Source organism: Seinonella peptonophila (assembly GCF_900129355.1).
GTDB classification, from domain to species: domain Bacteria; phylum Bacillota; class Bacilli; order Thermoactinomycetales; family Thermoactinomycetaceae; genus Seinonella; species Seinonella peptonophila.
Genome location: NZ_FQVL01000001.1, coordinates 565,560 through 592,345 on the forward strand (window position 1 = coordinate 565,560; position 26,786 = coordinate 592,345).

Sequence of the window (26,786 nt, forward strand, 5' to 3'; positions counted from 1 at the left end):
CTAGAGTTCATCCCAAGGGCTACAATGTGTTTATGTCCTTCTCCAACGAATTGGATGCATCTTTAAGTGAATGTAGTTGTTGAATCAAGGATGGATTCTTTTCTAGACAATCAACTAAGTTTTCAATGCAATGGATCGAATCCCAACTAAGATGATGCTCAATCCCTTCGACATCTTTATATATTAATTCCTCGCTGACACCTATCAGTCGAAGAAATTGTTCTAATAGTAAATGACGGTCCACCAACTGCTTACCCATTTTTTTCCCTTTAGAGGTGAGGACTAAACCACGGTATTTTTCGTATACCAAATATTGTCTTTGGTCTAATTTTTGTACCATCTTTGTAACGGACGAGGGGTGAACTTCCAACGCCTCTGCGATATCTGATACACGAGCATAACCTTTTTGATCAATAAGCTTATATATATTTTCCAAATAATCTTCCATACTCGGTGTTGGCATAGGTGCCCTCCCTATTCTCTTTTCATCCTCTATATTTTACATTACATGTAACCTATAGGTAAATATCGAGAAAAGTCCGTTCATTATCATCGACAATCATCTAGATATTACCAATCAAATGTATGTTTGTCAACTAATTTTCTGAAAAAGACAGGTTTTATGAAGGGTTTCCTTCTTGTTTATTAATATTCAATTATAAAGCCACTGTGTCAAATCAAGTGGTGCAAATTTTAGATAATCACAAGCAACCAAGCATAACTGTACCTCATCTATGTTACCTTGAATCGCATCGTAAGCAGACGAGCCATGTAAATGACCAAAAAGGCAGAGGCGAACTGAAAATTCTTTTAACAGCTGAAAAAAACCTGATTCCGTACATCCTTTTGTCAATGGCGGATAATGTAACATGCAAATAATCGGTCGATCAGGATGATGTTTTCTAGCATCAGTTAAAGCAAGTTGTAGTCGACCCACTTGTCGTTCATAAATTTTGCGATCTGTTTGTTCCTGGAATGAATAATCTCCTGGTAAATTCCAACCTCTTGTCGCTACTACAACATAGTCCTCCACTAATGTCCAGTCTGCATCGATCCATTCCATGCCTTCTGGAAGTGCTTCACGAACTTTCTTTTTGCTATGTGCATAATAACAATGATTTCCTGGAGATAGCACTTTGTTACCTGGCAATTGGGCAATCCAGTCAAAATCCCAAACAGCTTCACTCAAACGTAGTCCCCAACTTATATCTCCAGGAATGAGAACAGTATCAGATACCCCCACGTGTTCGACCCAATGATCTCGGATCAAATCAAAGTAGCGTGGGTTCCAGTCAAATATATCCATTGGTTTTTCGATATCCTGTTTGGGATCAATCTGATAAAGATTAACTTTATGTCGAAAAGATAAATGTAAATCACTTAACCCAAAGATTGCCATATTCCCCTACGCTCCTCTGTTGATCAATACACAGTTTCCATTATTCATCTTTATCTGTAGAAGCGCAACTGATTTGTAAGACCGCTTCAATATAATATGGTTTTCCCTTCGACATTGAGCGTTACTCTTTGAATAATGGGAGCGATCTGTCTAGAATAAGTTAAGTTTTTCTGTTCATTTCCATCATAAAATTGAATCATAGAACGTGTATGAGTTGTATAAATATGAACCTTTATCAATTTACTTCCTTGCTGAATCCAATCTGTTTTTTTCACGGCCATTTTCTTCAATTGCTCCTGTAAATAAAAAAGCTCAAGTCTTGATTTTGCATTCCAGTAAGCTTTCCATTGTTGATGATCAGTAGTGAGTAGATTAATAGAAAACGGATATTGCATGGTTACCGGACGAATCATAAACGACTTTTTCAAATGAAGCTGTTCCACTGTTGAACCTGGAAACAAAACGGTTTTATTATTCATGATTTTCCCTTGACCGAAAACCAACCGCCAAGGAGTCGGATATAAATAAGAGATTGAACGATTGACTCGTTTTTTAACCAGTTCAGTCCGCGGCTGTTTTACCACAACCATTCCTTTACCTTCTATCCGCACAATAAAAGAAGATGCTATGGGTAGAGTGCCAATTCCTATCCATTTTAGCTTTGATCCAGATTCTTGAAGCTGAACCGCCAAAGGTTTCCCTCGCTCATATTCAATGATATAATGATATATTTTTCTTGGTTTCACGCGAAACTCCGATGAGATCAACATCGGCAACTGCCGTTTTCCTGACCGTTGATATAGAATAATCCGCCCATTCGAAGAGACTGTCAAGCCATATTGCTTTTCTTTATCTTTTTTTGATTGTAATAAAAAATAAAAAGTAGAACCTTTACCCATCGAAAAACTACCTGTAATACGAGAAAATCGATCCACACCCACAGGCAATTGGTATTCCCTGTCTCTGTTTCGAAGATCGAACCAAGCAGGATTCGTGTAAAAATGATCGTTTGCTTTATCTTGCTGTGGCAGGCAAGTATGATAGGTACTTGTACTTTTCACTATGAAAATGAACATCATGAAAACTCCACACAGAACCACCCATTTCCAATGAGGCTGTTTTTGTATCGTCTTTTTCCAATATTCATCTAAATAATCATTCAATATTTCCATAAATGTTTGCATGGTCATCTTAGAGGTGATGACCTGTTTAATCAATTTAGATATCGATGAAGGGATCTTATTTACTTTCAACTGAATAAATAAATCTTCTACTCCTGAATCATAAAATTGACCAGTTAGTAAAAAAGGTAATAATTTTCTCCAACTCTCATGCTCTTCTTCAAGATGTTCCACAGAAAAAAACAGTAATAAGGGATCACCTTCCCGAACCAGTATTTTTTTTGGATCACATGCAATGTGTAGAGGAAGATTCGTTTCTTTTACATACACGATCACTTGCAAAACTTTAAGTACAAATTGCATTGCTTGATACAGTTCCATAGGACGATTCGGATTTACTTCTAACAATAAAGGTTCCCCGGTATTTGGAGGATGCACCAAAATCAATTGATTATCTTCAAGAATCATATCAAGAATCGGAACGATATAAGGATGTTGTAACTGCTGCATTAGCTGGTTTAAACTCATCTCTTTTATCGTTAAATCATATAAAGGAATTTTTTGAAGGCAAAGAGAGGTACCATCTAATGACCTTGCTTGAATTAACTGCCCTGTTATAGAGTCAATTACATCTTCAACAAAAAATCTTTGATCATACTGAGAATGTAACAAATGAATTCACCCTAATCTATTGATACATTTAATTATTTATTTAATATTCTCAAAAGATATTTGTCAGTTCTAATATGAATATACTGAAAAATCATCGGCTGTTTTAGTTGATAGGTTAAGTCCCTGCTCTTTTTATCTTGTTGAATGGTAAATCGAAGCCGTTCTCCTTGGTTCATCATGACCAGTTCCGTTTCATCTTTAGGATTCCATTTCTTGGGCAATGGGATAGAAGATAATCGTTTCATTTGCGTAGTCACTTGTACTAATTCGATTGAATGGCTTGGATGATAAAAGAGAATAAATCGCTCAGAAGTTAATGACTCTAATTCAATCAGAGGTATACTCTTTTCATCATCTTGCCCCTGCCACCGGTAATGAAAAGTTGGACAATATGGATACTGAAATTGGGATTGTTCCATCAATATGATTTGTTTAGACTGCTCTACCAGATTTCCATGTACTAATTGCCCACCATCTTTCTGTCTCCATAATAATTGAGCCCTATTATTTTTTGTTACTTTCACTTGTTGGATATGGGTCATCCAATTCCCAAGAAAAAAGAGCTGGTACTCCTTTTCACTTAACACCGGTCCCACGATCAACCACTTTTGATCTTGTGAAGATACATTTATGTAAAGGGGCTTATTGGGCTGAAAGATCAATTGAAATTTATATTCCTGCTTTGGCTTTAAATGAAAGGTCGAACTGGCGCGATCTTGCGTGGAAATCTTTTTCTTATGCCCAGCAATGATATAGGGATATCCTTGATGATCAAAATGTAGACCAAAGCGCTCCTTATCAGGAGTAACAAAAAAAGCAGAAAAAGGCGATACTTCTTTCTGAATAAAGGAGAATTGCACCACTGTTGGTTGTTTTAAGGTTTGATTCATATATAAGCTACTAATCTTTTGATCGTGAAAAGAGATTTGAGGAATGGTGATAACATCAGCATGTTTATTCTGCTGAACGCTTGTAGAAGAGACTGGTTTTAGCCAATCATTAACAAAATGTAAGCTCAAGCCCATTCCTAACATAGAAAATGCTGTAATCCCAATCCACCAATACTTTTTCCCCTTTCTTGAATGAACCTTTCGTCTAGGAACGGTTGCAAAATGAGCTTGTTCACATAGTTGTAGCATATCTTCGGGTGTAATCAATGGCTCAAAACTTCGGTAAAGTAACTCTCTAATCTGGATGGGTAAACAACTTTGTAAGGATGAGATAGTAGCATCTTTTTTCCCGGTTAAAAGAAAAGGAAATAAGCCTCTCCAACTATTCTCAAATTGTTCAACAGCTTCTCCAACTGAACTGCAAAGTTTTACAAACAAAAGATAAGGTTGGTGAACCAAGAAAATATCTTCTGGCTCCATATGAACAACCATAGGGATCTCATAATGAAGCAGATGAATCGCTGTTCGTAGCAGATTTTGATATAGCTTGATCGCTTGATCTGGTAGCATCGGTTTTTTTATTGTGACTAACTGAGTTAAAGGGCGAAGTTTCATATATGGATGAACCAAAATCAATCGATTCCCAGACTGTATCACTTGTTTGATAGGGTATAAATATGGATATGTAAGCTGTGCCATCAATTGTTGCACATGGTTGATATCACGATATGGATTATAAATCTCTTGAAGATAAACTTGTTCCCCTTGGGTTGAATTAGACAAGATAAGCTGACCTTTTGGATACCGTATCACATCCTTTACCTGAAAAGTCTCGTAATAGTGCTTTTCCTCACTCAAGTTCAGTTCCTCTTTTCTAAAATATACTATCGCTTCCGAATGATGAAAAAGTCTATTACCAATTATACTAAATTTTTTCTAATCTTCCATCTTTAGATTTTTATCTATGAAAAGTCCAATTCGAATGTGCATATTTTTCCTTAACTAACCTTTCCGCAAGATCCTCTTCATACTTTGATAACGCCCCTTTTCTAAACGAAACACCTAACCCTTCTGAAAACCCGTTCAAAAGTGCATTTTCAAGCTCCAATATGGTAGGTAGTGGATGTAACCATTCTGCCAATGATGTGGATCTTCTTTGAAAATCGATTTGTAAATTTTGACGTTGTCTCTCTGAACGAAAATTTAGTAACTGAAATAAAACATGATCATGCGATGCTAAAAGCAATGAACCATGTTGCAGCAACATATTATTTTGACGAGTTTGGGCACTTCCAACTAGTTTTCGTCCATCAATCTCAATTTCATATGAGGAGGAAGTATCAAAACAAGCTGCCGATGTTAGAGATCCTTTTGTGATTGCCTTTGAATTTGTTTTAGATAGAGGCAAATCGAACTGTTTTAAGGCTACAACCAATCCTTGACTAATCCATCGGTGAGAATCGGTTATAGATTTTGGAACCATTTCATTTTCAAGCGGCGAGATTAAACTATAAGTGACCTCTTGATCATGTAGGACAGCTCTTCCGCCTGTTAGTCTACGAACCATTTCTACATTGTGTAGCTTTAATTGATCCTTCTTTACTGCTTGCTCCGCTTTTTGAAAATAACCTATCGAAAGACCAGCAGGTTTCCAACCATATAAGCGTACAGTTGGTGGAACAAGACCTTTCCGACAAGCAATCATCATCGCCTCATCAATCGCCATGTTAAGCGCAGGATGAAATCTTTGATAAGTAAGAAATCGCCATTTCTTCCCCATTAACGATCCTCCTCATATTCAATTCGATGCTCAACTTGCTTTGGCAAATGATGAATACTCGTTCGAAGAAACGCTGGATAGAGTGGTGCATCTTTCAGTTCATCCAAAGGAATCCATTCAAATAGAAACTTGGAATCATTTTCTTCGATGGTAAATCTTGTTTGATCTAAAATCGGATTCCAATTGACCGGTTGAACTAAATAATAAAAGCACAGTTCATGAAAATTTGTGCCTTTATCCAGAAAAAAATTCTCTACTATGTAACATAGCCGATTAATCTTCACTTCAATCCCTAATTCTTCCTCCATTTCTCGAATGACCGTTTTGGTAGATGGCTCAAACCATTCACACCTTCCGCCTGGCAACAACCATGTTTCCCAGTCAATAAATCGGTGTAAGAGAACTTTCTGTTGATGAATCAAGATTGCAGCTACCCGGTAATTAAAACGATCTTTTTCTTGATGAAATGATATCAATTTTGTACGCTCCATTCTTGTTCGAGTTTTATGCATCGTCCATGAAATTGCTGAACATCTGTGCCATATGTCCAATCTAATAACTTTGGTTGTAAATGATCTTCGTATGCTTGATACTCCATTTCACCCCTCCAACGTGTCACGACAAGGAAGCGATCACGATCAATCTGTTCTTCAGCAAAAAAGCCTCCCAACATTCCAGGCGCATGTGACATGCTAAGATTCCAAACACTCTGCTGAACTAGCATAAATTGTTCTCTTTGCCCTGTTTTTACGCGAATATCACTAATTTTCATCAGGCTATCTTCATTTATAGGCCCAGCTAAGAAATCCTCGTCGACTTGTCCAGGTATATCAATAATTTTTTCATATTCCTGGGTAGAGCAATAACGGACGAGATGTTGGGAAACACATATAGACTGATATTGATGATAATTTTGTTCGTAACTGTGCTGGTCTTTCCAACATGTTAAAATTGATGCCTCACTTGATTTCTCTACATTCCAACCACCTAACTGCCCTATTAATCCAGCGATCTGCAAATCTTGAATTCTATTTGCTTGCGCTTCCGAAAAAGCTTGCCGCTGTGAAATGGGCACTTTACAAATTGTCCATGTCACAATCATGTCAGGGTCCCCTTTATCAGAGAAAATCACCAAAATAATCCATAAACACCATTTCTGTTTCTCTGTTTATTTGCTTTTTCCTTTTTCATTCGTTGATAATCAGATATGAAGTCAAAGTAACTATTTCCACATTTTCTTTTAACAAAAACCCATTCACTCAAGATAATCCAATTAAGATTCTTATGCATATTAAAATAATTTGTTTCTGCATTCTAATAGATAAACTGTAAATAAAAAACTCCAGTGTTTGATCACAAACCTGGAGTCAATTCGTAAACAAAGATCATTCTATTTCTTAGTCATTTTCTACATTGAATATACATATCTAAAGTTATCTGCATTGATAGAACTAGTCCTCTTTTCTCCATCGTAAAACTGGCTTTCTAGCTGCTCGCACTTCATCTAATCGCTTCACAACTGTCGTATGTGGAGCATCTTGAACAAGTTCTGGCTCATGTTCAATCTCCTTGGCAATTTGCAGCATCACATCTATAAATTGATCTAATGTTTCTTTGCTCTCTGTTTCTGTTGGTTCAATCATCATAGATTCTTCTACGATTAACGGAAAGTAGATGGTAGGTGGATGAATTCCAAAATCGAGTAAGCGTTTTGCGATGTCCAGTGTCCGAACGCCTTGCTCCTTTTGTCTTTTACCAGAAAAGACAAATTCATGCATACAGTAACCTTTATAAGGAACATCATAAGCTTCTGCTAGAGATGCCAGTAAGTAATTTGCATGAAGCACTGCATTTTCCGATACTTTTTTCAAACCATCTGAACCCATCGTCCGAATGTAAGTATATGCACGAACAAGAATTCCAAAGTTTCCATAATAGCTCTTCACTCTGCCAATAGACTGTAATAAGCCGTCTTTCAAATGATAGGTGCCATCTTCATTCTGTTCAATTATGGGTGAAGGAAGGAATGGAACTAATGCATTTTTTACACCAACTGGTCCCGCTCCTGGTCCGCCGCCACCATGAGGGGTTGTAAATGTCTTATGCAAATTGAGATGAACAACATCAAAACCCATATCTCCCGGTCTTGAAATTCCCAAAATAGCATTTGCATTTGCCCCATCATAATAGAGCATACCGCCAGCTTGGTGAACAAGGTTAGCTATTTCGATTATTTCCCGTTCAAATAATCCTAGTGTGTTTGGATTGGTTAACATTAAAGCAGCAGTATCTTCACCTAACACTTGACGGAGATGCTCAATGCTTACAAGCCCATGCTCATCAGAGGGAATGGTGATTGTTTCTAGACCTGCTACAGTAGCACTTGCGGGATTTGTACCATGCGCAGAGTCTGGAATAATCACCTTTGTACGTTTAAAGTCTCCCCTACTTTCATGATAGGCGCGAATCATCATCAAGCCCGTCCATTCACCGTGCGCGCCTGCCGCAGGTTGCAGGGTAACCTGTTCCATACCCGTGATTTCAGCTAGGTATTTCTGCAATTCCGCTAGCATTTTTAGAGCCCCTTGTACAGTCTCTTGGGGTTGATAAGGATGAATATGGGCAAAGCCGGATAATCGAGCTACATCCTCATGCAGTTTTGGATTATATTTCATCGTACAAGAACCTAATGGATAAAACCCATTATCAACCCCGTGATTGCGCCTTGAAAGTTCTGTATAATGACGGATCACATCCAGTTCTGAAACCTCTGGTAATTCAGCTTTACCTTCACGCTTTAACTCATCGGGAATTGCATAAGTAGGAACATCTGATTTAGGGAGGCTGTATGCAATCCGATCTTTACGACTCCGTTCAAAGATTAAGGGTGTATTCTTGTTCATAGCACTCCCTCCAATGCTACAGCAAACTGATCAATCTCTGCTTTTGTTCGAACCTCTGTTACCGCAACGAGTAATTGATGATTCCGTGTAAGGTCAATTTTTCCTAAATCGAATCCAGCAAAAATTTTCTTGGATAATAAATCCCTACATATAGCCGCAGCCGGTTTCGAAAAATGAATGACAAACTCATGGAAAAATGGGGATTGATTGACCAACGATACGCCTGGAATCGAAGTAAGACGTTCGGCGGCATAATGTGCCTTATCGTAATTTAGCTTAGCCACCTGTTGCAAGCCTTCTTTACCAAAAGTAGACATATACACAGCAGCCGCTAATGCATTCAGTGCCTGGTTTGAACAAATATTAGATGTCGCTTTATCTCTACGTATATGCTGCTCTCGAGCTTGCAGCGTTAAAACATAACCTCGATTCCCATCTTCATCAACTGTTTGGCCTACAATTCTACCAGGTATCTTCCTCATCAATTTTTTCGTTGTGGTAAAAAAGCCACAATGAGGTCCACCATATGAAGTCGGAATGCCAAACGGTTGTGCATCTCCAACCACAATGTCTGCTCCCCATGCACCTGGCGGTTCAATGATAGCCAGTGCCATCGGATTCGCTTGGACAATGAATAGCCCTTTGTGTTGATGAATCAGCTCAGCTAGATCAGCAAATGTTTCCAAGCTACCATAAAAATTAGGAAATTGAACAATAACCGCTGCTGTCTGATCATCAATTGACTTACGCAATATCTCCAAATTGGTTACTTCATCAACAAGCGGAATATCGATTAACTGTAATCCAAACCCTTTTGCCTGTGTTTGCAACACTTCTCTCGATTCTGGATGCAGTGCACCAGATATCAAGATCTTCTTTTGCTTTGTGACAGCTGCTGCAACATTTGCCGCTTCAGCTAATGCAGTTGCACCATCATACATCGAGGAATTCGCGACTTCCATCCCAGTTAATTCAGCAATCATCGTCTGAAATTCAAAAATAGCTTGCAATTCGCCTTGACTAATCTCAGGCTGATAAGGAGTATATGCTGTGTAAAATTCGGAACGCGAGATAATATGACCAACAACACTGGGAATATGATGTTGATAAACACCTGCTCCCAAAAACGAAGTATAGTCTTCTAATGACTGATTCATATTTGCTAACTGTTTCATATGTTTCATGAGCGAAAATTCAGCAAGTGGCTCAGGTAATTGATAACTTCTTTTCAAACGGATTTGCGAAGGTATATCAGAAAACAGTTCCTCGATCGAGCGAACGCCAATTTTTTCTAACATTTCTTGTCTGTCTTGGTCAGTGGTAGGTAAGTAGCGATATTTCATTTGACAACCTCCCCGTTTTTCTGGTTGCGTTTATAGAACGGACGTGGCACAACAATCGCTTCTATTCGATTCCTCCGAATCTCAATTTCTATTCTCTGCTTGATCTGTGCATATTCTTGATCTATTAAGGCAAAGCCAATCCGTTTTTGTGTGGTAGGTGATTGTGTTCCACTTGTCACAAAGCCTATTTCCTGTTCATTACAGTAAACAGGATATCCAGTCCTAGGAATGCCACGACCGATCATTTCGATTCCTACTAAGCGGCGAGCAGGGCCAGCTTGCTTTTGTTTGACCAAAGCATCTTTTCCAATAAATGCATTCTTCTCTGTCTTGACCGCAAAAGAAAGTCCTGCTTCAATTGGTGTAATTGTATTTGACAATTCATTACCATAAAGCGGTAAACCTGCCTCTAAGCGAAGTGTATCTCTTGCACCTAATCCACAAGGAACAAGCCCCTGTTCCCGTCCAATTTGTAAGAGCTTTTTCCATAAATGAATACCTTGATCAGCTGGGCAATATAATTCAAACCCATCTTCCCCGGTGTAACCTGTTCGAGACAAGATTACTTTTATATTAAAAAGCGGGACATCGCAAACAAAATGAAATGGTTTTATATCATTCACATCTAATTTTAAATGAGGCTGTAAAATTGAAGCTGCATATGGTCCTTGTAAGGCAAGCATTGCGATTTCTTCAGATTTATTTACTAGTTTCACGTCACCTGATTGATGGGTCTGAAGCCAAGCAAAGTCTTTTTCAATATTTGCTGCATTCACAACCAGTAAAAATCGCTGCTTTTCAACACGATAAATCAAAAGATCATCAATCGTGGTACCTTTTTCTGTACAAAGCAAACTATATTGAGCTTGCCCAACTCTGCACTGTGAGAGATCGTTTGATGTTAATTGCTGTAGAAATAGTAAAGCATCCGAACCACTTACCTCTATTTCACCCATATGTGATACATCGAATAAACCTGCACGCGTGCGTACTGCTTCATGTTCTGCTTTAATACTAGAGAAACGAACAGGCATCATCCAACCACCAAAACATATTAGTCGGCTTTCTTGCTCATATGCCGGAAAAATTGGTGTTCTCTTTTTCATTGCACACCTCCACTTTTGATAAAAAAAGACAGAGAACCTCCGTGATTAAACATGGAAGTCTCTGTCCTGATACCTGAGAGATAGTCCTTCTTTCATGGATTGCCCCGTTGGTGGTAGACACGATGCAATCGTATCTACACTCTCCAGAGTGGCGTCCAGCGGACCTCCTTTTGCCTGAGAGTTTCACCATTCTGAATGGTTTGCTCCTTCGGCGCCACAAGTTGTGGTCTCTCCTTCCGCCTTCAATCGCCGTACAATATTTGATTTCCACTTCCTATTTTGCCATAAAAAACGAACAATATCGAGTTTTATTTTTTAAAAGTACGCTTTTAAGCTTGAAGTGGTATCTTGAAGACATCTGTGTAGTCTGATATAAAATCGAAGCGCGAAATATTGATGTAGCTATTACCTTTGCTCACAAGTTCTTCGACTTCTATCTGTATATGCTTTCTCTCAATGAAACATACTAAAACTCGTATGTAATAGGAAAGGATGTTACCAATGAATCAAATATCGATCCGTTTTGATCGTACTTGGCTTACATCATTTAAACATACGATAGAAACTGGTGAGCATTGGTCAAATTGGGAGCGTTTCCAATTAGCTTTTGAAGCTGCTGAACAACAAATTATTCCGCAATTTGATACCTTACAGTGCCTCAAACATCTACAGACATTTCAACCTCTTCCACATCAGATTGAGGTAACTCGTCAAGTGATCTCAGAAATGCATGGACGGGCGATTCTAGCTGATGAGGTAGGACTGGGCAAAACGATTGAAGCAGGCTTGATCTTAAAAGAATATTTGATTCGTGGATTGGTTCATAAAGTTCTGATCCTCGTACCTGCCTCACTTGTCCTTCAATGGACACGGGAATTGAATCAAAAGTTTCAAATCCCTGCTATGGCTCAGAAAAAAGCGTGGATGTGGGATTCATATGATATCCTGGTCGCATCGATGGATACAGCAAAAAGAGAACCACATCGCTCAGAAATTTTGAAACATCAGTACGATCTTTTGATTGTAGATGAGGCACATAAGCTTAAAAATAAACGAACGAAAAACTGGCAATTTATTAACCAACTTGATAAAAAATATTGTCTCCTACTTACAGCAACACCTGTACAAAATGAGATGGAAGAATTATATAACTTAGTTACATTACTCAAACCTGGACAACTAGGTAAACAGCGCGAGTTTCAAAATGAATTTGTGGCAGCAAAGCGAAAGGCAAAAAATGAAGCTCAACTCCGTCAAGAAATTCAACGTGTCTTAATTCGAAATCGACGACAGGATCATGATCTACCACTTACCAAACGAATGGTTCATACGATTCCAATTGAGCTATCACCAGCAGAACGTGAACTTTATGACGGCGTCACACAATTTGTTCAGAATCAATGCAGGCAAGGCGGAACTGATCCGCGAAGCATGCTATCGCTTCTTGTGCTACAAAAAGAAGTGTGTAGTAGCAGAGATGCTGTATTTCACACGCTCTTTAAACTGTTTCAAAAAGATGGCAATCCATTATCCCCAGAAGTAGCTTCATTGATCGAAAAACTTCGTGCTGTTCAGTATTCTTCAAAAGTAAATCAAGCTGTTCAGCTAATCAAAGAAATTCCAGAAAAATTGATTCTTTTTACCGAGTATCGAGCAACACAGGAAATGATTATCCGTCAACTTGAACAAGAAGGCATTTACGCTATTCCCTATCGCGGAGGATTTAGTCGAAATAAAAAAGATTGGATGATGGAGCTTTTCGCAAAACGAGCGCAGGTTATGGTTGCCACGGAAGCGGGAGGAGAAGGAATTAATCTACAATTTTGTCACCATATGATTAACTTTGACATGCCTTGGAACCCGATGCGAGTCGAACAAAGAATTGGTCGTATTCATCGACTTGGTCAAGAAAATGATGTTTTCATTTACAACTTCGCCACAATCGGCACAATTGAAGAGCATATTATTTGGCTTCTACATGAAAAGATCAATTTGTTTGAATCAGTGATTGGTGAATTAGAAACCATCTTAGAGAAAATGGATGGAGATGATTCATTAGAAAAGCGATTGCTCCACCTAATTGCATGTAAAAAAGATGATCTTGCTATTCGAGAGGAATTAAACCATTGGGGAGAACGGTTTCGTTTGTTAAAAGAGGAGGTATTAGCCGATGAGCAACAAAGTAGTAACAGAAGTTGCGCGCAACTTCATTGAACGTTATTTATACGCATATGATTGTCAAATCATTGAATCGACCCCCTCCTATCTGCACACACAACTTTCCATTCCAGCAGATCGCGATCTATGCAATCGACCCTATTACTGGATGTATGTAGAACAATTAAATCTACCTCCTCAGCCGATTCAACTATGCCTTACCTTCGATCCTGAACATCCTCCTACAGATCGTCCCAGTGAATGGATTTTTCCAGGTTCACAGCGATACCAACATTTTCTACAATCTGCTAAAAGACACGGTCGCTTTACTTCACTTTTCCAAAACGCTGATGAAAATTATCGACGACAAGGATCATACCCCTATCAAACTTGGCTGGGGATCAATTTTCTGGTCTCTTATATTTGTGAACAGAAACGAGATCAAATCTGGGAGCTGGGCATTAATCTACAATCAGGGGAGATTGTTGAATCTTTCTATCAACAGATTAAATCTCTATCATGGCAAACACAATTACCGCCTAACCGCTTCACTCAACCCTTAAAACTTAAATACATAGAAGCTTTGGGAGAGTTGGAGTGTTATTTGGAAGAGAAGATCAGCTTGGAAGATCACGATTGGGCAAAACAAGCGTTAACTCGACTTTCAGAAGAACAAGAACAATTACAGGATTACTATCCCGAATCACAATCAAATGAAGAGGTATTATTGGAGAAAAAACAACGTAATCTCCAATTAGTTCGACAATATCATCCACGAATTGAAGTTGAAGTGATCAATGGCGGTTTTTTTCATCTTGACATGCTAAAATACAAATAATTCATGTCAGCAAAGAGGTGTGCATCATGGAAACAGAACCGCTCTTTCAAGTGGTACAATCCATCGTTCATTCTAATTGTCGCTTTGAAATTTTACAATATCGAGAGATTGCCCATCACGACTCATGGAATACACAGCAATTAGGAAATCGACTTCAGCAAGTTCGGGTCATTTTACAAGAAGGAAAAATCACTTCAACAGAGGATTTATTTTATTACTCTAAAGGGAAAATTGAGTTAAATTTAGAAAAACGTTCTACAGAACAAGTAAAAAAAATCAAACGCCGCTTTCTACCCAATCATGCAACACTTCAACCTACATATGAAGGTACAGGAGAAATCTATTTCCGACCAGAATGGGAACATTATCTCATTTTTCAACTTGATAAAAATGAGATCTTAGTCGATCAACATATGTTTATTTGTGGTGAATCGTCTCTTCAACTCTCTTATGCTGATCCTAAAAACATTAATCAAGCAGTCAACCGCAACCGTGAAAAATTACAACAACTCAAGTTAAAAGGTTCAGGTGTCTGTGTATTGCGCAGCCCTGTACCAGTTGATGAAATTGTTCAAATCGATCTTCAAGATGAAACATTCCGCACAGAGGAAGATATCGTGATTTATCGGCAACCAAGCGTTGAATTTACCATAGAAGGAACTGATAGCAGTAAGATGTTTTCCAATATTCGCGCTGCTGATTCATTCCTGCGCGCTTATCGGGGAACAGGTACAATCTGGATCACACCCACACGCTTTCTTCATCAAGAAGATGATGAGGAAGAAGAGGAGGAATAAGTCCTCAATCAGCTTTTGACATATGTTTTTTAGCAAAAGGAAACCCCCATATAGGGGGGTTCAGCTTGTATACAAAGTCTCGTGATTGGCTCGTGATCGTGGTTCGCGGCGACGCTCCGATCCGGGCTTACGTGGATGCGGGGACTGTCGCGTTCTGGCAGCTTTCGCGGTCGGGCAAAACTCGCCTCCTCCGGCATACGCCTGCGGAGACTCGAACAGTTTGCCCGCAAGGAAAATGCCGATTCAGCTGCCATTCCGCTAAGTTACACCCGAAATGGAGCTTTGCCGTTCACCTCTCCACTCGCTCATTCGGTTTTTCTTCAGTCTGAACCCTCATATAGAGGGTTATATCTCATTGATTTAGGCGAAATATATGTGGCTTTTCCAATCACAATTAGCGTGTTCTTCCACGTTCATGCTCTTTATCTTTCATTAATGCTCGCTCAATTAATTTATCTGACAACACCATTCCAATTTTTGGACCATCAGGATTTTTAGCATCTTCTGGAACTCTCATGTCAATAGGTTGTTCTTTACCTGGTTGACTCAATTGTTTTGTTAGATCAGTAAAACTAAGGTCAGGACCGGATTTTGCTTTTTCTGTTGCCAAAGCTTTTTGAAGAGTCATGTGTGGAGAATTATTCGCATTGATCAAGTCTTGTTTAGTCGGTTGACTACTAGGCATTACCCCTACAGTTAAAGTAGGTTTTTTTGTTTCTTTCTCTTTTGTTGCTGTTGACATCATGATCCCTCCCTACTCCCTGTATATGCCTATTTTAATCCCTATCTTTATAAAAGTCTATTATTTCATTGAGCTTAAAAAGTTAAAACTTTACTCTCTCCAGATCCAAACTCTATCATAAATAGTCACTCAATAATGAACTTTTATACTCCTCTATCTTTCATTGATCATATTTATAAAGCGCCAAGTTGAACCCGCCATCCTTTGGATTGGTGGGTAAATTTATGCTATATTATGTATTTCATCATACAGATTGAACATGAAAAGGATAAGAGAAAATGACTCGTATCCTTCTGAATGTGTCTATACATTACGGATTACATTTATGGTTAACGATACAAAAACTTCTGTAAAAAAACTTTCGTTCGTTCTTCCTTAGGCTGAGTAAAAAGCTGATTAGGATGATCTGTTTCAATAATTTGCCCCTGATCGATAAAAATCACGCGATCTGCCACATCCCTGGCAAAATTCATCTCATGTGTAACGATGAGCATTGTCTGTTTTTCCTCAGCTAGCTCTTTAATCGTTACTAAAACTTCTTCTACTAGCTCTGGATCAAGAGCAGAAGTCGGTTCATCCAACAGGAGTACGAGTGGTTCCATTGCCAACGCCCGGGCGATGGCTACACGTTGTTGCTGACCGCCTGATAATTGGGCTGGATATGCACCTGCTTTTTCAGCAAGGCCTACTTTTTGTAATAGTCGCTGTCCGAGCTTCACAGCTTTTTGTTGATCCATTCGACGAACGATAAGCGGCCCCTCAATTACATTTTCAAGCACCGTTTTATGTGGAAAGAGATGAAAATTTTGAAAGACCATCGCTGTGTGCCCTCTTAACCGCCGATACTCCGATTCACTTACTTTTCCCTGCCCAAAAGATAGATGTACCTGATTGATATCAATACTACCTTGTGTTGGCAATTCTAATAAATTCAGACAGCGGAGCAATGTAGACTTACCAGAACCGCTTGGCCCAATAATACAGAGCACTTCACCTTGTTTTACCTGTAAATCAATTCCATGTAATACGACTTGATCACCAAATCGTTTCTCCAATCCATTGATCTCAATCATCAAAACACCTTCTCCTAATCCAATCATTTATGACAAAAGGATCTAATGAAAACTTAGATTAATAAAAGAATCTCCGGGATATCTATTCATTGCACTTAAAGGAAACGATTAAAATGCTTTTCAAGTCGGTTTTGAGCCATTGAAAGGAGCGTACAAATAATCCAATAGAAAAACGCGACAAGGATATACATCGTCATATAATCAAGCTCACGACCACCTACAATCTTTGCTTGATACAACATTTCTGGGACCGTTATTACCGATAGAAGAGAAGTATCCTTTACTAAAGCAAGAAAAGTATTCGAAAGTGGAGGCAAAGCAACTCGCGTAGCTTGGGGAATGATAATTCGACGCATCGTTTGTCCATAAGTCATATTAATGGATTGGGCTGCCTCCCACTGTCCTTTTGGCACAGAAAGTAAAGCGCCTCTTATTGTCTCCGCTGCATAACCACCAACATTGAGTGAGAGTCCAATTAATGCTGCTGCAATGGGTGTTAATTTAATATTGATTACTTGTAATCCAAAGTAAAGGATGACAAGTTGCACAAGCAAAGGTGTACCTCGAATAATCGAAATATAGATTTGAGCTGGGAAATACAGCCATACTCGATTAGACATTCTTGCGATTGCAGTAAAGAAAGCGAGCAACAAACCAATGATCATTGCAACGATACTGATCCAGACTGTATTCCATAATCCTTGTAACACAAAAGGAGTTGACTGGATCGCTAAGTCCCAGTCAAACAATTTTTGCCACTCAATATATTGAAATTGATCGAGAAAATCCATAATTTGTTTCCCCTTAAATCCAGCTACAGTAATGTTACGAAATGAATCATTTCATTCGTTTACTGTGTAATATCTTTTCCAAAATACTTCTCGGAAATTTCCTTCAATGTACCATCTTTTCTCATTTCATCTAATGCTCGATTCAATTCAGCTAACAATTTTGGGTTTCCTTTTTCAACCGGGAAAGCAATTTCTACTTTTTCAATCGGTTCCCCTACAACTTTCAAGGGCAATTTTTCCTTCTTCATCATCTCAGCGATGGCAAGGCGATCATTAATCGATACGTCAATACGTTTATTGGCTACGTCCCACATTGCTGACATCATATCTTCATACACTTTTACTTCTGCTTTTGCATCTCGTGCATATTTTCCATAGTTACTTGTAGATGTTTGGCCAGCCGTCTTCCCTTTAATATCTGCAACGCCTTTAATGGTTTGGTTATCCTTGTGTACCACAATTTCCGCATATGAGATGGTATAGGGATTCGTAAAGTCGAATTTTTTCTTCCGTTCTTCCTTTACCCCTACTTGGTTGGCAACAATATCGATCTTTCCAGTCTGAAGACTTGATAACATACCATCCCAAGGAGTTTCTACAAATTGAGCCTTTACACCAATCCGTTTGGCTAATTCTTCTGCAATCTCAACATCAAAACCGGTAAGTTTATTCCCTTTTTTCTCATGAAAACTGAAGGGACTATATGTACCTTCTGTTCCAATTAAAATCGTTCCCCGTTTCTTAATTTGATCAAGCAAATCGCCCTCAGCTTTCTTTTCAACAGAGCATCCTGTTAATACAACACTGAGCAGGATCATAACAGATAAGAGCGAAAAACCGAGCATCCGTAGTCTAGACATCATCTCTTCCTCCATAATTCATAGTAAACTAGTATGATATATTTGATTTTATAATCTTACGTTGCAATTCTTTGCTTGTCAATCTGTTTTATTTTATATATAAATTGTTTTATATATGCTAATCATCAAAAAAACGATCACTTGGACCAAACAAACGCGCATGCACTTTCATTGCATAGGAGTCAGTCATACCAGCAATATAATCGCAAACAATACGTGCTTGTTCTTGCTCTGTCTCCGCTTTCTTTACCTTGATTCGATCACTTCGAGGTAAAAGTGCATGTTCCTCCATTAGTGCATCAAACAATTGCTGAATGATGTAACTACCTCGATAGGCAACTGTCTGAACGCGGTGTGAATATATCACCTCATCCGCAACTAATCGATGAAGCTGATCTAGTAACGGTCTCATATCCGATGTTAAAAATACACGATATTTTACTCTTGCTGACGAAAATTCATTCGATATTTTTTGTAAGGAAATAGAAGCAATAAAAGCTGAGATCAGTAAAGTGAAGACTCTTTTTAAACGATATTTCAACTGTTCACTGCCTAAACGGAGGTTTTCCAAAAGTGAACAGGCACTTTGTAGAGGAGGTAAACCAATCTTTGCATATGGAGCGATAATATCTGACAACTGATCTAATTGAATCAAACCCAAATTAATCGCATCTTCAACATCATGGGTACCGTAGGCAATATCGTCCGCGATTTCAAGTAAAGAACACTCTAGACTTTGGTTTACTGTTTGTAAATATTCATTTGGTTTTGGCTCCGTTCTAAGCAGATAAGACTGCTCATGATCTAAGAGTGGACTGATCACCCACTTAAAGCGAGGCTCTTCAGAAAGAAAATAACTAGCTTTAGGTGGATAAGGTTTTTGTAACTGTTGCATCGCTTGATCTAAAGAAATGGGATACTTCATGATGGAGAGCAGCAGCGCACGTGTTAAATTTAACCCCTCACCATGTTCTCCTTCTAAATCCGTCAACAAACGAAAGGTATGTGCATTTGCTTCAAACCCACCATATTTGCTCATACATCGATGCAATGCTTCTTCACCCCGATGACCAAATGGTGGATGTCCTAAATCATGCGCTAGAGAAGCTGCCTCTACCAACGAAGCATCCAATGTCGCTTCTGGCATGAAACTTCTGCTTGTTCGATTAAGAAAATTGGCGATTTGACGAGCTATCTGGGCTACCTCTAAAGAATGAGTTAATCTTGTACGATGTAGATCGCCGACATACATACCAATCACCTGTGTTTTGGCCTGTAGTCGGCGAAAAGCTGCACTATGAATAATCCTTGCACGATCAATTTCAAATGCTGTCCCTTGAACTTCCATGTCTAGCGCTTCATCATGAAAACGTTCATAATCTGATACCTGATACAATGAATTCACTTGATCAAATGATCGTTTCATTGGTGTAATCGAACCTCTCACACTTTTTATTCCAGGAGTTCAAACAAGAAATACCACCTGGTTGTATACAATTGCTAGCAATCATTTTTATTTTATACGAATTATGCTTGAAAAATCCATTACCCAACAACGATCCCATTTTGCATTTGATCCATTTGAGCATAAATCCCGCCTTGGTTAACTAATGTTTTGTGTGTACCTCGTTCGACAATTCGCCCACGATCTAGAACAAGGATCTGATCTGCATCTCGAATCGTTGACAGACGATGAGCAATGATAAAAGTGGTTCGATCCTTACGCATTTTTATCATCGCTTGTTGAATGAGCTCTTCCGTCTCAGTATCGATGTGTGCAGTCGCTTCATCTAACACTAAGATTTTCGGCATGAGTGCCATTGTCCGTGCAAATGCTAGAAGTTGCTTCTCTCCACTAGATAATGTTGTTCCACCGTCAGTGATAATTTGGTCATATCCATTTGGCAAACGACGTATAAAAGGGTCAGCCTGTACAAGTTGTGCCGCGTTTATGATCTGTTGATCTGTTATCGAGGGATGATCTAAGCCAATATTACTACGAACAGAACCATGAAATAGCACAGAATCTTGTAGTACCAACCCAATTTTTGTTCGAAGTTCCTGCTCAGAAAAGCGAGCTAATGGCTTCCCTTCTAAAAGAATCTCACCACTCGTTGGTTCATAAAACCGCAAAAGCAATTGAACAATTGTACTTTTACCACTACCTGTATGTCCTACAAGCCCTACTGTCTGTCCAGGCTCAATGCAAAATGAGACCTCATCTAAAACCAATTCGCCATTTGAATATGCAAAAGAAACATTTCGAAATTCTACCAAACCTTTATCGATTGATATTTTGTCATTTCCTAATTGTTGTGGAGCAAGGTCTTGCTGATCCAATAATTGAAAAACACGTTCCGCAGAGACGATTGATTCTTGATAGCGAGGTAATTGCGTAACAATCTGTTGTAATGGCTCAAAAACACGATTGATTAAATTAATAAATCCATATAGAACACCAATTTTAATTTCTGCATGGATCGCTTGCCAACCAAAAAACTGTAAAATCACGATCAATACAAGAATCCATAGAAAGTCGGTTGCAGGTCTTAAAAGTAAAGCATCGGCCTGTATTCCTTTTATACGTAATTGAAAATGGTCTTGATTCAATCCTCGAAATTGTTCATATAAGCGAGCTTCTTGAGAAAAGACTTGAATGACTGACATCCCTTGTAATGTTTCGTTTAAATGTGTATTCAACTGACTCAACTTGCTACGCATTTTTTGAAATATTGGGCGACTTACTTTCCGATACGTCGCAATCAACATGTAAAACAATGGAAATAAAACCAGCGAAGTCAACGCCCAACCAGGATCTAATATAAAAAGACCCACCAGTACGCCAATAATAAAAATACTATTCTGTAACAAAGATGCTAAAACACTTACATATAGATCACGAATTGATTCTGTATCGTTGGTAATTCGTGTAATCATAGAACCAGTAGGCGTCCGATCAAAATACGCGAGTGAAAGTTGTTGTACTTTCGAAAAAACTTCAATTCTCATCCTACGGATAATAGATTGTGCAATTTTTTGAAAACGAATCTCCTGTTTATATAGCAAGAGTGCCGACAATACTTGACATCCAAAATAAATCGCACAAAACAATAGTACTTCACGAATAATCCAATGCTTAGGTAACAAAAAATGGTCAATGTAGTAGCTAATCCCCAATGGAAGCCCTATCTCGATCATCGTAGCAATAAAGAGCAAAATAAAAGCGAATAGAAAGACTCTCCAATGAGGCTGAACATATCTTACCAATCGACGAAAAATCATCTTCGTCCCTCCAATCCTTCGGTCAATGTCTGTTGACGTAGTAATGTCTGTTGATACCACCCGCTCTTTTTGGCAAGTTCTCGATGTGTCCCGGAATCGATTACTTCTCCTTGTTCAAAAACCCAAATTTGATCTGCATGTTCAACTGCGCTTAAACGATGAGCTACAATGATCGTTGTCTGATCCTGACGTTTTTGCCGAATCATTTGTATGATCTGCTGCTCTGTTTTCGCGTCAACAGCAGATAGAGCATCATCTAAGATTAAAATTTCTGGTTTCAACAGAATAGCCCGAGCAATGGAGATTCGTTGCTTTTGACCACCTGATAAAGTGACACCTCTCTCCCCGACTACAGTCTGGTACCCTTGAGCAAATTGGAGGATATCATCATGCACTTGTGCATCTCGAGCTGCTTGTTCAATCTCTTCTGGTGTTGCCGCAGGATAGCCAAATGCGATATTCTCTGCTATCGTGGTGGAAAAAAGCATGTGCTCCTGAGGAACATATCCAAATGCAACACGTAATGTTTTTAACGCAATATGACGATGATCAATTTCCGATAATCGAATCTGACCTTCAGTTAACTCAAATTCTCGTAATAACAAACGCAATAGTGTGGTTTTGCCACTCCCTGTTCTACCGACTAATCCAATAGTCTGTCTTGGAAAAATGTTTAAATCTAACTTCTGTAAGGCTACTAGGTTTGAGTTTGGATACGTGAAACGCGGTATATAGATTTTCACTTCTCCTGATGGAAGTTGTTTGATCGGTTGACTGACCTGAATGATGGGCTCTTCATCCTGTAACAGTTTTTGGAGCCGCCCATATGAAGCGCGACCGCGCTCAATAATATTAAATAACCAACCAAGGGCTAACATCGGCCAAATTAAATCACCTATATAAAAAGTAAACTGTGTTAGTTGACCTATGGTAATCTTCCCTTGCAAAACAAACCACGATCCAAAACCAATCGATATGAGAAAACTTACTCCTGTAATAATGAAAATAGTGGGGTCATAGAGTGCATCTATTCGCGCTGCAGATAGATTGGTAGAAACAATTTGATTCATACGCTTCTTAAACTGACTCAACTCGGAATCTTGTTTGCCGAATGCCTTGATCATCCTTACTGAAGATATATTTTGCTGTACATCTTCCGTCATATCCTCAAAGGCTTCTTGTGCTTTTTTAAAACGATGATGCAAAAGTTTTCCATAGTAGCTAGCCGTCCAGGCCATAATCGGCATCGGCAGCATAGCTAATAAAGTCAATTTCCAATCAATAAAGAAAACCATTGTACTGATAATCATAATCCCACCAATTAATCCATCAACGATTACCATAACTCCATCACCAGCGGTATAAGTAACTGCTTGAATATCATTTGTTCCATGTGCCATTAATTTCCCAATTCGGTGTCGCTGATAAAATGTTGGTGATTGCTTTGTTAGATGTTGGTAAAAGCGGTCTCGTAATAGTTGCCCAAGTCGGTGTGCAGCACCAAACAATTGAACTCTCCAAACATACCGGCAACCATAGACCAAAATCCCTGAAATAAATACAAGTAAAGTCCATTTCAGAAGTATGCCAGCCGTAAGAGTTTTAGCAGTTCCGTGATCAACAATGATTCGTATCACATATGGGACAAAAAGTTCTAATAAAGTGACAGTGATCAACATAACAATGCCAATTATATATCTCTTCTTTTCTAGGCGAAAAAACCACCATAAATCTAAAAAAATCTTCATTTCCTTTCTCCTCCAAAGAACCCCAATAAAAATAGCCATCAAAGGGTTGCAAACAAGAGCAACCCCTTGATGGCCGATGGTCATGCTTAGTGACCTGTATCAACCATAGCAAAAGTTGCTGACTTGTTTAGGGAAATATACCTTTAATACGCTTTTTAACTTCATCATCACAAATCAGCTCCTTTCTCAGTCCATTATTGGTAATTTATGATAAACATTTATTCAACATATCGAACAATTATTCCTGCTTCATTTTAAAATTAAGTAATAAAAAGTAACCGAAAGACAATTCACGAGTGATTGTCTTTCTCTTAGATTGACGAATTGGCTTGGATCGCATACAATGTCCAATAGTAATAACTTAAAAATAGTTTAATAAAGATTCTCTTATCCAGAGTGGCGGAGGGACGGGCCCGATGATGCACGGCAACCCTGATTTTTGAATCAGAAGGTGCCAATTCCTGTAGAGGTTTGATACCTCTAGAAGATAAGAGAGGGACTTCGATACCAAGCCCTTCTCTTATCGAGAAGGGCTTTTCATATGAAATAAAGGAGGATATTATCTTGAGTGATTTCAAAAGACTAAATTTAGAAACTGTTGCTGTACATGGAGGGCAACAACCTGATCCCACCACAAATTCACGTGCTGTGCCCATCTATCAAACGAGTTCATACGTTTTTAACGATGCACAACACGCTGCCGATTTATTTTCTTTGAAAGAAGCAGGAAATATATATACTCGTATTATGAACCCAACGCAAGATGTATTTGAAAAACGAGTTACTGAGTTAGAAGGCGGTGTTGGTGCCCTAGCAACCAGCTCTGGTCAAGCTGCCATTACGTATGCAATCTTAAATATCGCTGGTTCTGGAGATGAAATTGTTTCTTCAAGCCACTTATATGGAGGAACCTATAATCTTTTTCGACATACATTTGCGAAACTAGGAATTACAGTTCATTTTGTAGATCAAAGTGACCCTGAAAATTTCCGTAAAGCGATTACTCATAAAACCAAAGCGATATTTGCAGAAACGATCGGAAATCCCCAACTTGAAGTTTTAGATATTGAAGCTGTAGCAAATATCGCTCATCAAGCTGAGCTTCCACTAATCGTAGATAATACTTTTGCTACTCCCTACCTGTGCAGACCTTTTGAATATGGAGCCGATATTATCGTTCATTCTGCAACAAAGTTTATTGGTGGACATGGTACAAGTATTGGTGGAATTATTGTTGATTCTGGTAAATTTAATTGGGATAATGGAAATTTTTCTGAGCTCGTTGAACCAGATCCAAGCTATAATGGGATTCGTTACACTGAAGCAGTGGGTCCTTTTGCATATATAACAAAAGCACGCGTTCAATTGCTTCGTGATACAGGTGCTGCCATTTCTCCCTTTAATGCCTTTTTACTCTTACAAGGTCTAGAAACATTACACTTACGGATGGAACGTCATAGTGAAAATGCTCTAGCTTTAGCCACATTTTTAAAAGAGCACGACCAAGTAACTTGGGTAAATCATCCTGGCTTAACAGATCATCCATCTTATCAAAAGTCACAAAAATACCTTCCACACGGGCAAGGAGCGATTTTTACTTTTGGCATTAAGGGTGGGGTTGAAGCAGGAAAGCAGTTAATTGAAAATGTAAATTTATTCTCGCATTTAGCGAATGTTGGTGATGCTAAGTCTTTAATTATCCATCCTGCAAGTACAACACACCAGCAGCTATCCGAGGAAGAACAAAGCTCAGCAGGCGTAACACCTGATCTCATTCGACTATCGGTTGGAATCGAATCAATTGATGACATTATCGCTGACTTATCACAGGCGTTAAAAGCAAGTAAACAAGGGTAGTTTGATAGAAAGAAGGGTATATCTTTGCCTATTAAGATTCCAAATCAATTACCAGCTAAAATGATTTTACAAAATGAAAATATATTTGTTATGGATGAACAACGTGCATTGCATCAAGATATTCGCCCATTGCAAATTGTCATCCTCAATCTAATGCCAACAAAAGTAGCGACAGAAACACAATTGCTTCGACTACTTGGAAATTCACCACTTCAAGTTGAAATTACATTGATCCATCCAAAATCACATATTTCTAAAAATACACCTGCTGAGCATTTAACTGCTTTCTATCAAACATTTGAAGAGATTACACATAAAAAATATGATGGAATGCTGATCACCGGAGCTCCTGTTGAGCATCTACCTTTTGAACAAGTAGATTATTGGGAAGAATTAACACAGATTTTGGAATGGGGGGAAACAAATGTTACCTCTACATTTCACATTTGCTGGGGAGCACAAGCAGGACTCTACTATCATTATGGCATATCTAAAACCATACTTAACCAGAAGGTTTTTGGGATATTCGAGCATCAGTTGAAAAAGACTCACCATAAACTATTACGCGGTTTTGATGATCTCTTTTATGCCCCTCATTCACGCCATACAGATATCGACCGAACATTGGTGCAAAAAAACGATCAACTTGAACTTTTAGCAGAATCAGACGAGGCGGGTATCTATTTACTCGCCAGTCAAGATGGGAAACAGATTTATGTTACTGGTCATTGTGAATATGACTTACTTACTTTAAAGTACGAGTACGAACGTGATGTAAGTCGGGGTCTTTCTATCCAAGTTCCTAAAAACTATTTTCCAGGCGATGACCCCTCTCAAACACCAAAACAAAATTGGCGTTCACATGCAAATTTACTCTTTACTAATTGGCTCAATTACTACGTTTATCAAGAAACCCCCTATAAACTTCAGTAATCGAAAAGAGACCTTCCATGAGGTCTCTTTTACGCCCGAAATGTAGCAATCACTTCGATTTTCCCTACTATATTCCGATTCAACTCTTCTAAATCCTCTGCCGGAATCCAGTATTCTTGATGGTGAGTTCCTCCAACTGTTTGAATCTCATACTGTTCTAAAAAATCTTGTTGAATCTGAAAGCGAGTAACATGTCCCTCAAAATCTGAAGCTTTATCTTTTGTATTCCAATCACGTGCAATCTGTTCAGCATATGACTGATCCAAAACAGGATAAAAAATGGGCTGAAACGGTAATCGCGGTGGAAATGCACGATAACCCCTCTCTTTCAATAAATAAAGCTCCTTTTTTCCAACAGGTCTATAAAGTGTTATTGTTTTCATCATTTGTTTCCTTTCGTCTTGATTCAGTGCATAATATTATTCATTTGGTAAATATAGCTCGATTCTTATATCCATTCTGTGTTACGATGGGGGGATGAAGAATAGAGAGGG

23 protein-coding genes and 2 riboswitches are annotated in these 26,786 nt (G+C 38.6%); of the genes, 5 read left to right on the top strand and 18 right to left on the bottom strand.

Annotation, left to right across the window (positions count from 1 at the left end):
* Positions 1–19: 19 nt before the first annotated feature.
* The 10 genes from mntR to gcvT all read right to left on the bottom strand — a co-directional run bounded on the left by mntR (position 20) and on the right by gcvT (position 11,214).
* Positions 20–463 (bottom strand): transcriptional regulator MntR, encoded by a 444-nt coding sequence (mntR, locus tag BUB71_RS02785; RefSeq protein ID WP_073151534.1) that lies wholly within the window; start codon positions 461–463, stop codon positions 20–22.
* A gap of 189 nt (positions 464–652) precedes the next feature.
* The gene (locus tag BUB71_RS02790) at positions 653–1,399 is read right to left on the bottom strand and encodes a metallophosphoesterase (RefSeq protein WP_073151536.1); all 747 of its coding nucleotides are present in this window, start codon (positions 1,397–1,399) and stop codon (positions 653–655) included.
* 86 nt (positions 1,400–1,485) lie between these two features.
* Positions 1,486–3,192, bottom strand: a complete 1,707-nt coding sequence (locus tag BUB71_RS02795; protein ID WP_073151538.1) for a protein kinase family protein — start codon at positions 3,190–3,192, stop codon at positions 1,486–1,488.
* Between the two features lie 32 nt (positions 3,193–3,224).
* Positions 3,225–4,940 (bottom strand): hypothetical protein, encoded by a 1,716-nt coding sequence (locus BUB71_RS02800; protein ID WP_073151540.1) that lies wholly within the window; start codon positions 4,938–4,940, stop codon positions 3,225–3,227.
* A 100-nt stretch (positions 4,941–5,040) separates the two neighbouring features.
* The gene (locus BUB71_RS02805) at positions 5,041–5,862 is read right to left on the bottom strand and encodes a lipoate--protein ligase family protein (RefSeq protein ID WP_073151541.1); all 822 of its coding nucleotides are present in this window, start codon (positions 5,860–5,862) and stop codon (positions 5,041–5,043) included.
* Positions 5,862–6,338: an NUDIX hydrolase gene (locus BUB71_RS02810; protein ID WP_175552261.1), complete on the bottom strand. Its 477-nt coding sequence runs from the start codon at positions 6,336–6,338 to the stop codon at positions 5,862–5,864. Before BUB71_RS02810 ends, BUB71_RS02805 begins: the two co-directional genes overlap by 1 nt.
* Positions 6,335–6,964 carry a DUF4937 domain-containing protein gene (locus tag BUB71_RS02815; protein ID WP_073151543.1) on the bottom strand — a complete coding sequence of 210 codons (630 nt, stop codon included), beginning with the start codon at positions 6,962–6,964 and terminating at the stop codon, positions 6,335–6,337. The genes BUB71_RS02810 and BUB71_RS02815 overlap by 4 nt, the downstream gene beginning before the upstream one ends.
* 349 nt (positions 6,965–7,313) lie before the next feature.
* Entirely contained in the window at positions 7,314–8,765 is a 1,452-nt protein-coding gene (gene gcvPB / locus BUB71_RS02820; RefSeq protein ID WP_073151544.1) for an aminomethyl-transferring glycine dehydrogenase subunit GcvPB, read from the bottom strand.
* A complete protein-coding gene (gene gcvPA, locus BUB71_RS02825; protein ID WP_073151552.1) occupies positions 8,762–10,108 on the bottom strand; it encodes an aminomethyl-transferring glycine dehydrogenase subunit GcvPA in 1,347 nt (448 codons plus the stop codon). The genes gcvPB and gcvPA overlap by 4 nt, the downstream gene beginning before the upstream one ends.
* Positions 10,105–11,214, bottom strand: a complete 1,110-nt coding sequence (gcvT, locus tag BUB71_RS02830) for a glycine cleavage system aminomethyltransferase GcvT (RefSeq protein WP_073151554.1) — start codon at positions 11,212–11,214, stop codon at positions 10,105–10,107. The genes gcvPA and gcvT overlap by 4 nt, the downstream gene beginning before the upstream one ends.
* 152 nt (positions 11,215–11,366) lie before the next feature.
* A riboswitch (glycine riboswitch) is annotated at positions 11,367–11,460 on the bottom strand.
* A gap of 255 nt (positions 11,461–11,715) precedes the next feature.
* On the opposite strand from gcvT, the gene BUB71_RS02835 reads away from it, so the two are divergent.
* The 3 genes from BUB71_RS02835 to BUB71_RS02845 are packed head-to-tail and all read left to right on the top strand — an operon-like array spanning position 11,716 to position 15,006.
* Entirely contained in the window at positions 11,716–13,428 is a 1,713-nt protein-coding gene (locus BUB71_RS02835) for a DEAD/DEAH box helicase (protein ID WP_073151556.1), read from the top strand.
* Positions 13,385–14,209 (top strand): YqhG family protein, encoded by an 825-nt coding sequence (locus BUB71_RS02840; RefSeq protein ID WP_073151562.1) that lies wholly within the window; start codon positions 13,385–13,387, stop codon positions 14,207–14,209. The genes BUB71_RS02835 and BUB71_RS02840 overlap by 44 nt, the downstream gene beginning before the upstream one ends.
* A gap of 26 nt (positions 14,210–14,235) precedes the next feature.
* Positions 14,236–15,006, top strand: a complete 771-nt coding sequence (locus BUB71_RS02845) for an AIM24 family protein (RefSeq protein WP_073151565.1) — start codon at positions 14,236–14,238, stop codon at positions 15,004–15,006.
* 394 nt (positions 15,007–15,400) lie between these two features.
* Here the strand turns inward: BUB71_RS02845 and BUB71_RS02850 are convergent, their stop codons facing one another.
* From BUB71_RS02850 to BUB71_RS02880, 7 genes are all read right to left on the bottom strand, one after another.
* Entirely contained in the window at positions 15,401–15,751 is a 351-nt protein-coding gene (locus BUB71_RS02850) for a hypothetical protein (RefSeq protein ID WP_139278959.1), read from the bottom strand.
* Between the two features lie 326 nt (positions 15,752–16,077).
* Positions 16,078–16,821, bottom strand: coding sequence for an amino acid ABC transporter ATP-binding protein (locus BUB71_RS02855; RefSeq protein WP_073152747.1), 744 nt, complete (start codon positions 16,819–16,821; stop codon positions 16,078–16,080).
* Positions 16,822–16,916: 95 nt separating this feature from the next.
* Positions 16,917–17,612: an amino acid ABC transporter permease gene (locus BUB71_RS02860; RefSeq protein ID WP_073151574.1), complete on the bottom strand. Its 696-nt coding sequence runs from the start codon at positions 17,610–17,612 to the stop codon at positions 16,917–16,919.
* A 59-nt stretch (positions 17,613–17,671) separates the two neighbouring features.
* Complete coding sequence (locus tag BUB71_RS02865) at positions 17,672–18,475, bottom strand: transporter substrate-binding domain-containing protein (RefSeq protein WP_175552262.1); 804 nt, start codon at positions 18,473–18,475, stop codon at positions 17,672–17,674.
* A 115-nt stretch (positions 18,476–18,590) separates the two neighbouring features.
* Positions 18,591–19,898, bottom strand: coding sequence for an anti-phage deoxyguanosine triphosphatase (locus BUB71_RS02870; protein WP_073152753.1), 1,308 nt, complete (start codon positions 19,896–19,898; stop codon positions 18,591–18,593).
* Positions 19,899–20,017: 119 nt separating this feature from the next.
* Positions 20,018–21,754 (bottom strand): ABC transporter ATP-binding protein, encoded by a 1,737-nt coding sequence (locus BUB71_RS02875; protein ID WP_073151577.1) that lies wholly within the window; start codon positions 21,752–21,754, stop codon positions 20,018–20,020.
* Positions 21,751–23,502, bottom strand: a complete 1,752-nt coding sequence (locus tag BUB71_RS02880; protein WP_073151581.1) for an ABC transporter transmembrane domain-containing protein — start codon at positions 23,500–23,502, stop codon at positions 21,751–21,753. Before BUB71_RS02880 ends, BUB71_RS02875 begins: the two co-directional genes overlap by 4 nt.
* Positions 23,503–23,886: 384 nt before the next feature.
* A riboswitch (SAM riboswitch) is annotated at positions 23,887–23,996 on the top strand.
* Positions 23,997–24,066: 70 nt separating this feature from the next.
* Between BUB71_RS02880 and BUB71_RS02885 the strand changes: the two genes are divergently transcribed.
* Positions 24,067–25,359, top strand: a complete 1,293-nt coding sequence (locus tag BUB71_RS02885; RefSeq protein ID WP_073151585.1) for a homocysteine synthase — start codon at positions 24,067–24,069, stop codon at positions 25,357–25,359.
* A 24-nt stretch (positions 25,360–25,383) separates the two neighbouring features.
* A complete protein-coding gene (gene metA, locus BUB71_RS02890) occupies positions 25,384–26,292 on the top strand; it encodes a homoserine O-acetyltransferase MetA (RefSeq protein WP_073151589.1) in 909 nt (302 codons plus the stop codon).
* Positions 26,293–26,321: 29 nt separating this feature from the next.
* On the opposite strand, the gene BUB71_RS02895 is transcribed toward metA, so the two are convergent.
* Positions 26,322–26,678, bottom strand: coding sequence for a hypothetical protein (locus tag BUB71_RS02895; protein ID WP_073151593.1), 357 nt, complete (start codon positions 26,676–26,678; stop codon positions 26,322–26,324).
* Positions 26,679–26,786: the final 108 nt, after the last annotated feature.